This window comes from Rhizobium sp. AP16 (genome assembly GCF_000281735.1).
In the GTDB taxonomy this organism is placed as follows: Bacteria; Pseudomonadota; Alphaproteobacteria; order Rhizobiales; family Rhizobiaceae; genus Rhizobium; species Rhizobium rhizogenes.
In genome coordinates this window covers 1-12016 of sequence record NZ_AJVM01000053.1, presented here as the reverse complement: position 1 = coordinate 12016, position 12016 = coordinate 1, and the positions used below count along the sequence as shown (strand labels likewise).

At 61.4% G+C, this 12016-nt stretch carries 12 protein-coding genes and 1 pseudogene; 10 read left to right on the top strand and 3 right to left on the bottom strand.

Going from position 1 to position 12016, the window contains the following annotated elements:
* Nucleotides 1-78 precede the first annotated feature (78 nt).
* The 6 genes from PMI03_RS16085 to PMI03_RS16060 all read left to right on the top strand — a co-directional run bounded on the left by PMI03_RS16085 (nucleotide 79) and on the right by PMI03_RS16060 (nucleotide 6292).
* Entirely contained in the window at nucleotides 79-1740 is a 1662-nt protein-coding gene (locus tag PMI03_RS16085) for an FAD-binding dehydrogenase (RefSeq protein WP_007695089.1), read from the top strand.
* Nucleotides 1741-1897: 157 nt separating this feature from the next.
* The gene (gene cobF / locus PMI03_RS16080) at nucleotides 1898-2674 is read left to right on the top strand and encodes a precorrin-6A synthase (deacetylating) (protein ID WP_007695087.1); all 777 of its coding nucleotides are present in this window, start codon (nucleotides 1898-1900) and stop codon (nucleotides 2672-2674) included.
* A 75-nt stretch (nucleotides 2675-2749) separates the two neighbouring features.
* Complete coding sequence (gene cobG / locus PMI03_RS16075; RefSeq protein WP_007695085.1) at nucleotides 2750-4162, top strand: precorrin-3B synthase; 1413 nt, start codon at nucleotides 2750-2752, stop codon at nucleotides 4160-4162.
* Nucleotides 4163-4164: 2 nt separating this feature from the next.
* Nucleotides 4165-4797, top strand: a complete 633-nt coding sequence (locus PMI03_RS16070) for a precorrin-8X methylmutase (protein ID WP_007695083.1) — start codon at nucleotides 4165-4167, stop codon at nucleotides 4795-4797.
* A complete protein-coding gene (locus PMI03_RS16065; protein WP_007695081.1) occupies nucleotides 4794-5531 on the top strand; it encodes a precorrin-2 C(20)-methyltransferase in 738 nt (245 codons plus the stop codon). The genes PMI03_RS16070 and PMI03_RS16065 overlap by 4 nt, the downstream gene beginning before the upstream one ends.
* On the top strand, nucleotides 5528-6292 hold the full coding sequence (locus PMI03_RS16060) for a precorrin-3B C(17)-methyltransferase (RefSeq protein ID WP_007695080.1): 765 nt from the start codon (nucleotides 5528-5530) through the stop codon (nucleotides 6290-6292). The genes PMI03_RS16065 and PMI03_RS16060 overlap by 4 nt, the downstream gene beginning before the upstream one ends.
* Here PMI03_RS16060 and PMI03_RS16055 read toward each other — a convergent pair.
* The gene (locus PMI03_RS16055; RefSeq protein WP_007695078.1) at nucleotides 6256-7026 is read right to left on the bottom strand and encodes a cobalt-precorrin-6A reductase; all 771 of its coding nucleotides are present in this window, start codon (nucleotides 7024-7026) and stop codon (nucleotides 6256-6258) included. The two genes, PMI03_RS16060 and PMI03_RS16055, sit on opposite strands and share 37 nt — an antisense overlap.
* Between PMI03_RS16055 and PMI03_RS16050 the strand changes: the two genes are divergently transcribed.
* The 3 genes from PMI03_RS16050 to nikR all read left to right on the top strand — a co-directional run bounded on the left by PMI03_RS16050 (nucleotide 7025) and on the right by nikR (nucleotide 9535).
* On the top strand, nucleotides 7025-8251 hold the full coding sequence (locus PMI03_RS16050) for a bifunctional cobalt-precorrin-7 (C(5))-methyltransferase/cobalt-precorrin-6B (C(15))-methyltransferase (protein ID WP_039974194.1): 1227 nt from the start codon (nucleotides 7025-7027) through the stop codon (nucleotides 8249-8251). The genes PMI03_RS16055 and PMI03_RS16050 overlap by 2 nt on opposite strands.
* Before the next feature lie 16 nt (nucleotides 8252-8267).
* A complete protein-coding gene (gene cobM / locus PMI03_RS16045) occupies nucleotides 8268-9026 on the top strand; it encodes a precorrin-4 C(11)-methyltransferase (RefSeq protein WP_007695068.1) in 759 nt (252 codons plus the stop codon).
* A 71-nt stretch (nucleotides 9027-9097) separates the two neighbouring features.
* The gene (gene nikR / locus PMI03_RS16040) at nucleotides 9098-9535 is read left to right on the top strand and encodes a nickel-responsive transcriptional regulator NikR (protein WP_007695061.1); all 438 of its coding nucleotides are present in this window, start codon (nucleotides 9098-9100) and stop codon (nucleotides 9533-9535) included.
* Between the two features lie 36 nt (nucleotides 9536-9571).
* Here the strand turns inward: nikR and PMI03_RS16035 are convergent, their stop codons facing one another.
* Complete coding sequence (locus tag PMI03_RS16035) at nucleotides 9572-10384, bottom strand: TIM barrel protein (protein ID WP_007695060.1); 813 nt, start codon at nucleotides 10382-10384, stop codon at nucleotides 9572-9574.
* A gap of 159 nt (nucleotides 10385-10543) precedes the next feature.
* Complete coding sequence (locus tag PMI03_RS16030) at nucleotides 10544-11572, bottom strand: LacI family DNA-binding transcriptional regulator (protein WP_007695059.1); 1029 nt, start codon at nucleotides 11570-11572, stop codon at nucleotides 10544-10546.
* 153 nt (nucleotides 11573-11725) lie between these two features.
* Between PMI03_RS16030 and PMI03_RS16025 the strand changes: the two are divergent.
* Nucleotides 11726-12016: pseudogene (locus PMI03_RS16025) on the top strand (fatty acid desaturase); the annotation flags it as partial.

Here is a 12016-nt window from a genome sequence, read left to right as displayed (position 1 = left end):
TGCCATCGATCTTGCTTTCGCGGAGTTCTCGCCACGATACAACTATAGTAAGAGAAATTCGCGTTTTGGGAGGATGCGATGGAAAAATTGTCTGCCGATGCCATTGTCGTGGGGGCCGGCCTGTCGGGTCTCGTCGCCGCGGCTGAGCTTGCGGATGCTGGCCGCAAGGTAATCGTTGTGGATCAGGAGCCGGAACAGAATTTCGGAGGGCAGGCTTTCTGGTCGCTGGGGGGATTGTTTCTCGTCGATTCACCGGAACAGCGGCGGTTGGGCATCAAGGATTCGCGCGATCTCGCATGGCGGGATTGGCAGGGCACAGCAGGCTTCGATCGCAATGAGGACTATTGGCCGAGGCGCTGGGCGGAAGCCTATGTCGACTTCGCGGTCGGCGAGAAGCGCAGCTGGCTGCGCGCCATGGGCCATCGCATCTTTCCGATCGTCGGATGGGCGGAGCGTGGAGGCGGTGCTGCGACCTCCCACGGCAATTCCGTTCCCCGGTTTCATATCACATGGGGAACAGGACCCGGCGTCGTCGAACCGTTCGAGCGGCGTGCGCGAGCAGCGGCGGAGAAGGGCCTGATCCGGTTTTTATGGCGGCACCGCGTCGACAGGCTCGTTATCGTCAACGGCGCTGTCACGGGCGTTTCGGGCGCCATCCTGGAGGAGAGCGATGCAAGTCGCGGCATGGAAACCTCGCGTGTGGAAGTGGATGATTTCGAACTGACCGGTGCCGCCGTCATTGTGGCGTCGGGCGGCATCGGCGGCAATCTCGACCTCGTGCGCCAAAACTGGCCGGAGAGATTGGGCAAGCCGCCGCAGACGATGGTCTCGGGCGTTCCGAAACATGTCGACGGCAGAATGATCGGAATTGCCGAGGAAGCTGGTGGCCGTCTCATCAACAGAGACCGGATGTGGCACTATACCGAAGGCCTCAAGAACTGGGCGCCGATCTGGCCGAACCACGGGATCAGAATTCTCCCCGGCCCATCGTCGATGTGGTTTGACGCCAAAGGCAACAGGCTGCCCCAGCCCAACTATCCCGGCTACGACACCCTGACCAGTCTGCAGCACATCATGTCTACCGGCCATGATTATAGCTGGTTCATCCTGAACCAGAGCATCATCCGCAAGGAATTCGCTCTTTCCGGATCCGAACAGAACCCGGATTTTACTGGCAAAAGCTGGAAGCTGGTGATACGCCGGGCCCTCGGCAAGACGGCGCCCGCACCGGTAGAGGCGTTCAAGCAGCACGGCGAGGACTTCGTGGTTGCCAACAACTTGCCGGACCTCGTAGCCGGCATGAACCGCCTTGCTAAATCGGAACTGCTGCAGCTGGAAAAGATAGATCGCGAGATCCGCGCCCGCGACGGGCAGATCGCGAACCGCTTTTCCAAGGATGCCCAGATCATGGGCATTCACAATTCCCGTCGCTATCTGGGCGACAAGATCGGGCGCACTGCCAAGCCGCATCCGATCCTTGACCCTGCCCACGGTCCGCTGATCGCGGTACGTCTCAATATTCTCACCCGCAAGACCCTGGGAGGTCTGGAAACCGATCTCGACGCCCGCGTTTTCGACGGTCGCGGTGACATTATTCCCGGCCTTTATGCGGTCGGGGAGGCCGCTGGCTTTGGCGGCGGTGGCATGCACGGCTATCGCGCGCTGGAGGGAACTTTCCTGGGTGGTTGCCTCTTTTCCGGCCGCGCCGCGGGACGCTCCATTGCCGGGCTTGGACCTTGAGTTTTGCTGGATAGCATCACGGGATCGTTCAAATATCCAAAAAGGCGAAATTATCGGGGTATCACAGCCTCCAAGAGATTGTGGTCAACTGCACGCTCGCCACACTTGAAATAACCCCTCGCTTCCGGCACACAGCCCATGGAACGAGGGCGTGGACATGCGGCACATCTATATTGTCGGTATCGGAACGGGTAATCCCGAGCACCTGACGGTGCAGGCGATCAATACCCTGAACAAGGTCGATATCATCTTCATCCCCAGCAAGGGCGCGGCCAAGGCAGAGCTTGCCGAGGTGCGCAGGGAGATTTGTAAGCGCTATGTCACGAGAGAGACCATCCGCGTCGTCGACTATGCCGTACCGGTGCGCCAGACCGCGGATCGCAGCTATGTCCAGAGCGTCGATGATTGGCACGCGGAGCTTTCGGCAACCTATGAGCGGCTGTTCCAGGATCATATCCCGGAGGACGGCAGTGCCGCCTTCCTGGTCTGGGGCGATCCGAGCCTTTATGACAGTACGATCCGCATCATCGAACGGGTTAGCGCGCGCAAGCGCATTGCCCTCGACTATAGCGTCATTCCTGGCATCACCAGCATCCAGGCGCTGACGGCGAGCCATCGCATTCCGCTCAATCTCGTTGGAAAACCGGTGCAGATCACCACCGGCCGCCGGCTGGCGGAAAGCTTTCCGGGCATGGTCGAAACCGCCGTCGTCATGCTGGACGGCGAGCAGGCCTTCAGCAAGATCGACGATCCCGATGCCTATATCTATTGGGGCGCCTATCTCGGTACCGAAGATGAAATCACCATTGCCGGCCGGCTCGCCGATGTGTCGGATCGTATCGTCGCAACCCGGGCGGAAGCGCGGGCAAGGCATGGCTGGATCATGGATATCTATCTGCTTCGTAAGGGCCAGGACTTCGATGATCAGGCATGAGACGGGGTGAACCGCCAAATTATTTGCCCGCCGATGCGGATTATGTCAGGACATGACCTTCATAAGGGTTGTCTCATGGCGGTGGCCGACAGGTACAGGATGGAAAGGCACGACGTCGCCTCACGACAGGCGGCCGATACCCTTGCCTGTGCTCCGGATGCACCGTCGATGGCCCGTGGCGCCTGCCCATCGCTCAGCGCCCCTATGGTGACCGGCGACGGGTTGCTTGTGCGCCTGCGCCCGACAATGCCGGGCCTGACCATCGCACAATTTCGTGCACTCGCCGAGGCGGCTGCGAACCATGGCAACGGACTGATCGAGATCACGGCGCGCGGCAATCTTCAACTGCGCGGCATGACTGCCGACAGCATGGCCGGTCTCGCGGCGGACATCGATCGTGCCGGTATTGTGCCGGAGAGTGGTGTTGCCATCGAGGTCCCGCCGCTCAGCGGGCTGGACTCGCTGGAGGTCGCCGATGCGCGAGACATGGCCATGCGGCTTCGTCTGGCGATCGCAGCGCTCGATCCTCAACCAGTATTGGCTCCCAAGCTAACCATCATCATTGATGGCGGCGGGAGACTGACGCTGGATGCGATGTCGGCGGATATAAGGTTGACGGCCACAAGAGCTGACGGCGGTTCGACCGCATGGTGCCTTGCAGTAGGCGGAACGGCGCAGACAGCGAAGGTTCTTGCATCTCTGTCCGCTGAGCAGTCCATTCCGGCTGTTGTCGAGCTGCTGAAAACGCTGGCCCATCTTGGGCCGAATGCACGCGGCCGCGATCTCGATGTAGCCAGCCTGCGGGCAGGATTTTCTTCGATGCAGGACCGTGCATTCAATGCTGCCGACCGGCCGATTTCGCCGATCGGCATTCATCGTCTTGGCGACAGCAGTTTCATTCTTGGCCTGCGTCCATCCTTCGGACAGATCCATGCCGGAGATATTTTGAATTTCCTCGACATCGCTGAAGCTGCCGGAGTAAATGAAATCCGGACCGCGCCGGAGCACTCCCTGCTGGTGCTGGGCCTTGATGACGGAGCGGCCCGGCAAGTTCAATTGGCTGCGACCAAGCATGGCTTTCGAACGCGCGCGGATGATCCGTCGAACCAAATAGACGTCTGTTCCGGGGCGGGAGCCTGTGCCTCCGCCTTCTATCCCACGAAATTGGCGGCTGCGGATGTGCTCGACAAGGCACCGGATTTGCTCGACGGGTCGCTGACCGTGCATCTCTCCGGCTGCCGCAAAGGCTGCGCCCATCCGGGCAAGGCAGCGCTCACCATTGTCGGTGCGCCAACGGGCTACGGGATTGTCGTAAATGGGTCGGCATCGAGCGAGCCCGTGGCCTACATCGGAAAACAAGAGCTGAAATCGGTACTCGCGCGGATGAACCGGCTGGTACGGAATAATAAAGGTGCTGGCGAATCGGCGGAGGACTGTCTTACACGGCTTGGCGCCGATGCGGTCGTTACAGCACTACGACAGGGGTAGGAATGCCAGACTATGATTATATCCGCGAGGGGAATGCGATCTACGAGCGCTCCTTCGCGATTATCCGCAGCGAGGCTGATCTGTCGCGCTTTTCAGAAGCGGAGGCTGATGTCGCCGTTCGCATGATCCATGCCTGCGGCCTGGTCGAGGCATCCGAGCATTTCGTCTTCTCAGCCGATTTCGTCGCCGCCGCAGGCGGAGCCCTCGCGCGTGGCGCGCCGATCTTCTGCGATGCCGAGATGGTGGCGCATGGCGTCACCCGCGCTCGCTTGCCGGCGGCCAACGAGGTGATCTGTACGCTGCATGATCCGCGCACGCCGGAGCTGGCGAAGACGACCGGTAACACCCGCTCGGCTGCCGCGATGCATCTTTGGGGCGATCGCCTGGCCGGCTCCGTCGTCGCCATTGGCAACGCGCCGACGGCGCTGTTCCACCTGCTTGAAATGCTGCGCGACGGCGCGCCGAAGCCGGCTGCCATCATCGGTATGCCTGTCGGCTTCGTAGGCGCTGCGGAATCCAAGGACGCGCTGGCTGAAAATTCCTATGGCGTTCCCTATGCCATCGTCCGTGGCCGGCTTGGTGGTAGCGCCATTACCGCCGCCGCCCTCAATGCATTGGCGAGGCCCGGCCTATGAACGCGCATTCCACCGGCCGGCTGATCGGTGTCGGCACCGGCCCCGGCGATCCGGATCTCTTGACCGTCAAGGCCGTGAAGGCATTAGAGGCGGCTGACGTCGTCGCCTATTTCGCCAAGCAGGGGCGGAGCGGCAATGGCCGCGCGATCGTCGAGGATCTGCTGCGAGTAGAGGTGACACTGCTGCCGCTCTACTATCCCGTGACGACGGAAATCGGCAAGGACACGCCGGAATACAATCGTCAGATCACCACTTTCTATGATGCCTCGGCCGAAATCGTTGCGGCGCATCTGAGGGACGGGAAAACCGTCGCGGTGCTCAGCGAGGGCGACCCGCTTTTCTATGGCTCCTACATGCATCTGCATGTGCGTCTTGCTGATCGTTTTCCGACGGAAGTCATTCCGGGTGTGACGGCCATGTCCGGCTGCTGGTCGCTCGCCGGGCTGCCGATGGTGCAGGGAGACGACGTGCTTTCCGTGCTTCCGGGCACGATGGCTGAAAGCGAACTGGCCCGCCGTCTTGGCGATACCCAGGCCGCCGTCATCATGAAGGTTGGCCGTAACTTGCCGAAAATCCGTCGTGCGCTCGAGACGGCTGGACGGCTCGATGAGGCCATCTATGTCGAGCGTGGCACGATGATGAACGGCGCGATGACGCCGCTTGCCAGCCGAGCGGATATCGAAGCCCCCTATTTCTCGCTGATCCTCGTTCCCGGTTGGGAAGGAAAGCCATGAGCGGGCGTCTGTCGATCATCGGAACAGGTCCCGGCAATCCGGAGCAGATGACGCCGGAGGCGCTGGCCGCAGCAGCTGATGCGACCGAATTCTTCGGCTACGGCCCCTATCTCGATCGCCTATCGTTGCGCGCGGATCAGATCCGCCATGCCTCCGATAACCGCGAAGAGCTAGACCGCGCCAAGGCAGCGCTGGAGCGGGCCGTGGCGGGTGCCAATGTTTGTGTCGTTTCCGGCGGCGATCCCGGTGTCTTCGCCATGGCGGCGGCGGTGTGTGAGGCGATCGACAGTGGGCCGGACACATGGCGTAATGTCGATCTCGTCGTGGTCCCGGGCATTACCGCCATGCTTGCCGTTGCCGCGCGCATTGGCGCGCCGCTCGGGCACGATTTCTGTGCTATTTCGCTGTCCGACAATTTGAAGCCCTGGGCTATCATCGAAAATAGGCTTCGCTCGGTCGCACAGGCAGGACTAGTGATCGCTCTTTACAACCCGATCAGCAAGGCACGCCCCTGGCAGCTCGGCAAGGCTTTCGAGATATTGCGCGAGGTGTTGCCGGCTGCAACGCCCGTCATCTTCGGCCGCGCCGCCGGGCGAGCGGATGAGCGCATCGCGGTTGCGAGATTGGCGGCGGCCGAGGCATCATATGCCGATATGGCGACTTGCGTGATCATCGGCTCTGCAGAGACGCGCGTCATCACTCGTGACGGAAAGCCCGATCTGGTCTATACGCCGCGCTTCATCAAGGAAGAGGCGAGATGATCGATATGGTTCAGCGCAGCCTCGACAGTTTCGACAGCCGGCAAGCCGGTGGCCTGCGCGCGCTCGACCATGATCACCTCGATACCCAATTGCCGCGCAGCCTCGATCTTCGCATAGGTGGCATCGCCACCGCTGTTCTTGGCGACAACCGCATCGATACAGTATTCCCGCAGCATCGCCAGTTCGTCTTCCAGGCGGAACGGACCCTTGGCGCGGATATAGGTAACATCAGGCGCTGTCAGAACCGGCTCGACCGGATCGACGCTGCGCACCCAATAATGATGGATGGGCGCGGCATTGGCATGATGGGCCTCTTGCCGGCCGATCGCCAGGAAGACGCGGCGGGGAGAAGGACCGAGCGCCGCAATCGCCTCGGCAACGCTTCGCACCGGGCGCCAGCGATCGCCGTCGACTGGCAACCAGGCGGGTCGACGGAGCGCGAAGGCAGCAATGCCGCTGCGACCGGCGGCATCGACGGCATTGGCGGAAATGCGGGCGGCGAAGGGATGGGTTGCGTCGATCAGCAGATCGATGGCCTCATCCTTCAAGTAGCGGGCGAGACCCTCGGCACCGCCGAAGCCGCCGGTGCGAACGGGAACCGGCTGCGGAGCCGGATCGGCGGTTCTCCCCGCCAGCGACAGGATGACATCGAGGTCGGCGCGAGATGCCAGCGCCTGCGCCAGCCGGCGAGCTTCTGTCGTGCCACCCAAGATCAGAATGCGGGTTCCGCCCATGTCTGAGATACCTTCCGCTCAACGCTGGCTCACTCTTATCGGCATCGGCGAAGACGGTCCAGCCGGGCTTGGCGACGAAGCCAAGCGGCTGATTGCATCGGCTCCCGTCGTCTTTGGCGGTGCGCGGCATATCGACCTCATGCGGCCTTTGATCAAGGGCGAGGCGCGTGCCTGGCTGAGCCCCTTCGAAAAATCGGTCGAGGCAGTGCTGGCCTTGCGCGGAAAGCCGACCGTCATCCTCGCCTCTGGCGATCCCTTTTTCTACGGCGTCGGCGCGACACTTTCGCGACATATCCCCGTCTCGGAAATGACAGTCATCCCGGCAGCGTCTTCTTTCAGCCTCGCCGCCTCGCGTCTAGGCTGGCCGTTGCAGGATGTCACTATCCTCTCGCTGCATGGTCGACCGCTCGACCTTATCCGTCCGCATCTGCATACGGGCCGCAAGATCCTGGCCCTGACCTCAGATGGGCAGGGACCGGCGGATCTTGCGTACCTGCTGCAGCAAAACGGGTTCGGCCAATCGAAGCTGACGGTTCTTGAAGCTCTGGGCGGTCCGAGTGAGCGTGTGTCTACGCAGAAAGCTGCCGATTTCGCGCTTTCCGACATCAATGATTTGAACGTTTGCGGCATCGATGTCGTCACCAGTGAGGGCGCGCGCATCCTGCCGCTCGTCGCCGGGCTTGATGATCACCTGTTTGAGCATGACGGCCAGATCACTAAGCGGGAAATCCGGGCGATGACCCTCTCGGCGCTTGCGCCACGCCGGGGTGAATTGCTCTGGGATATTGGTGCTGGCTCGGGCTCGATCGCCATCGAATGGATGCTCGCCGATCCCTCGATGCGCGCCATCGCCATCGAAACCTCCAGCGACCGTGCCGCCCGCGTCCGCCACAATGCAGCAAGCTTCGGTGTGCCGGGGCTTTCCGTCGTTGAAGAACAGGCGCCGCATGCGCTTGCCGGATTGCCCACGCCTGATGCGATCTTCATCGGCGGCGGCGGCAGCGACGCCGGCGTCATGGAAGCGGCCATCGGCGGCTTGAGGAAGGGTGGGCGGCTCGTCGCCAATGCGGTGACGACCGAGATGGAGGCGATCCTGCTTGCCGAACATGCCCGGCGCGGCGGCTCGCTGATCCGTATCGATATTGCCCGTGCCGCGCCCATCGGAAAAATGACCGGCTGGCGGCCGGCTATGCCGGTGACGCAGTGGTCCTGGGTCAAAGAATGAGAAATGAGGGAACGGAATGACGGTGCATTTCATCGGAGCAGGACCGGGTGCGGCTGACCTGATCACCGTGCGTGGCAGGGATCTGATCGGCAAGTGCCCGGTCTGCCTCTATGCCGGCTCGATCGTTTCGCCGGAGCTTCTGCAATATTGCCCGCCCGGCGCCCGCATCGTCGACACCGCGCCGATGTCTCTGGACGAGATCGAGGCTGAATATCTGAAAGCGGCGGCATCCGGCCAAGATGTCGCGCGCCTGCATTCCGGCGATCTCTCTGTCTGGAGCGCTGTCGCCGAGCAGATCCGCCGCCTGGAAAAACACGATATCCCCTACACGCTGACCCCCGGCGTTCCCGCCTTTGCGGCAGCGGCGTCTGCGCTCGGGCGTGAGCTGACCATCCCCGCCGTTGCACAAAGTCTTGTTCTCACGCGGGTTTCCGGCCGGGCCTCCCCGATGCCGAACAATGAAACGCTGGAAAAATTCGGCGCTACGGGTTCGACGCTTGCCATTCACCTGGCGATCCATGCGTTGGGGCAGGTGGTCGAGGAGTTGACGCCGATTTATGGCGCGGATTGCCCGGTCGCGATCGTCGTCAAGGCCTCCTGGCCGGACGAACGCATCCTGCGCGGCACGCTCGCCACGATCGAGGCCAAGGTCGCTGCCGAGCCGATCGAGCGCACTGCACTGATCTTCGTCGGCCCGTCGCTCACCGTCGACGATTTCCGAGAAAGCTCGCTCTACGATCCCGCCTATCAGCGCCGCTTCCGAGGCAGGGAATAACGGGCAGCGGATGCCGTTGCAATTCCTGCTAAAATTTTCTCTAGTCGGCGTATTCGCAAAAGGGGAAAGAGATGCAGCGCATCACCATTACCATCGATGACGATCTTCTGGAGACGATCGACAAGATCAGCGAACAGCGCGGCTATGCCAGCCGCTCGGAAACGCTGCGCGATCTTGTGCGTGACGCCGTCACCCGCGAACAGGCAGCCGTCGACAGCGAAACGAAGTGCTATGCCACGCTTACCTATGTCTATGAACACGAGACCCGCGATCTCTCGCGCCGCCTGACGACAACGCAGCATCATCACCATGACCTTTCGGTTTCGACACTGCATGTCCATGTCGACGGGCACGATTGCCTTGAGGTCTCCGTGCTGAAGGGTACGGTCGGCGAAATCAAGTCCTTCGCCGATAGCGTAGTGACCCAGCGCGGCGTGCGTTTCGGGAATTTGCATCTCATACCGTCGGAACATGGCCCACATGATCATGGGCCACATTCACACGATTGATTGGCGAGATCCGATCGGACTCTCGCGTCGCTGCCATCAGACCTGCCCCGACAAATAGGCCATACTTTGCCTCAGCGCGTCCACAGGCTCCTTCAGCGCATGCACATCTGCTGCAAAGGGCTCGAAGGAGAAGGGGCCGGCATAGCCGGCGGACAGCAGCGCCCGTATCTGGCCGGCATTGTCGAGACGGTCATTGGCATCGACCAGGACGCGGTGTGCATCAAGCATGTCGGAAATGGAGACGGCGGGATCGCTGACACCGGAGACATGCACCAGGCCGGTGAGCTCGGGGAAAGTGGCCGTTTCGCCGGCAAGATGATGATGGAAAGTGTCGTGGACGAGACGGAAGGTGGATTGGGCGCCGAGGGATTTGATTGCGGCGGCGGCTTCCGTCTTCGAGCTTAGCGAGCAGATTTCGAAACCGAGCGGCTCGACCAGGCCGATGATCCCGGCTTCATCCAGCATCGGCTTCAGTGCTGTCAATGCTGTCAGGAGGTTCCGCTGCCGGGCCTCCGGCTCACGACCGCTGCCGTCATTGACGGGAACGAGCACCAGCGCCTTGGCGCCGCAATCGCGTGCGTAGTCGATAAGTTCGGCCGCTTCCTGGGCGCGGACCTCATTCCACTCGTTGAAGCGCTGCAGCGCGTTGATCGAAATGATCGTCAAGCCATACTGTGCCGCAAGCGCCTTGACGGCCGCCGCCGGCGTGCCGTCGATGATCGCGTTGCCGGCGAGGTCATTGCGGATTTCGACGCTGTCGATACCGAGGCTTTTCGCCGCGGAGAAGAAGGCTTCAAGGGACAGGGATGGCGCGCACATGTGATTGAGCGCGAAGCGAATGGAACTCATGCGGGTATTCCTCCTCGTCGGCCGGCGGGACATTTGCTCGGCCGTACATGCCACAGATGACTACCCAGAATCGCGCTGCCGATCTATCGCCGAGCGCGAGCATCGGCCATCATTGATGATAGAAATATCCGTGCAATGAGGAGATTCCATCATTTTCGGCTAGATGTTTTCCGAGATGAAAATGTCGAAGGGCAGGAAGGATTGCCCCGGCATGGCCGCCTCGCCGCGCTCGATAGCGCCGATCATCAGGCTAAACAGCTCTTTGCAGAGCGAGGGGAGTGGCGTACCGATCACCATGGTGACGACATCATCCGCAAGCGCCGCCTTCGATTCCGGCGTCAGTTCGTTGACGACGACGACCAGCTTACCGGCAAGCCCTTCCTCACGGATGGCGGAAATCGCGCCCTCCATGCCGCCGCCGCAAACATAGAAACCGATGAGATCGGGATGTTTCTGCAAGAGATTCAGTGTTGCCTCATGGGTGATTTCTGCAGTGTCGAGATTGATCAACGTATCCAGCACCTCGAAATCAGGCGCATTCTCGCGAAAATAGGAGCGAAAGCCGATTTCGCGCAGTTCATGGCCGTGAAAGCGATGGCTGCCGACAAAACAGGCGACCTTGCCTGGGCGATCCGCCGACTTGGCGATGGTCCAGGCTGCCGTGCGCCCGACTTTGCGATTGTCGACGCCGATATAGGTTTCGCGCACGCCCGTCGCGAAGTCGGATAGGAGCGAAAAGACGGGGATCCCCTTTTCCTTCAGTTCCTCGATTGCGGTGGTTACCGCTGGATAATCGGGTGCGACAAGCGCAACGGCCTGGGTCCGCGCAGCCATGGCTTTCAGCTTCTCGACGATCGCCGTCGGTGTGGATGCAGCGACAAAATCGACCTGTGCATGGATGCGTGCGGTGGCGACGGTCTGCGCCGTCGCCGTAATCTCTTTGGCGAAGGCCTGATAGAAAGGCTGCGACGGTTTTTGCAGCACGAAGCCCAGCCGGTATTGCGGCAGGTCCTCGAAAACGCGCTGCCGTAGCAGGCCCACCGCATGATAGCCGATTGATTGTGCAGCCTCATAGACGCGCCGGGCCGTTTCCTCTCGGACGCGGTGCCGCCCGTTGAGTACGCGATCGATCGTCGCGACGCTGACGCCGGATGCTTTTGCGAGGTCGGAGATGGTGGGGCGGCGCATATCGGCTCCTGAGGTGTTCTATCAATAATGAAATGCTAGAATGATTGCTTTTGATAGATTCCATCATTCCTGCATTGAGGCAAGAAAAAACTAGGCCTATCCTTCTCGACATGAGGTGCGGCGCGCTGTTTTTGCGTATCGCGGGAGGAAGAGATGACTGAGACAATCAAACGCGATTACAGTTTGCTTGGCCCGAGCGGCAAGCGGGCCGTCGAAACCGGGCTGGCGGCGGCGGAGTGGTATCACACGGAGATCCCCCGCAAGGAGATGAAGGCGCTGATGCAGCGCTCCGACAAGGCCGCCATTCGCGACACGACCATCTGGCTGGGCAGCATGGCGATCTTCGCGGGGCTTGGTATCTATTTCTGGGGCTCGTGGCTCTCGGTTCCCTTTTTTCTGGCTTATGGCGTGCTCTACGGCTCGGCCTCCGACAGCCGTTGGCAC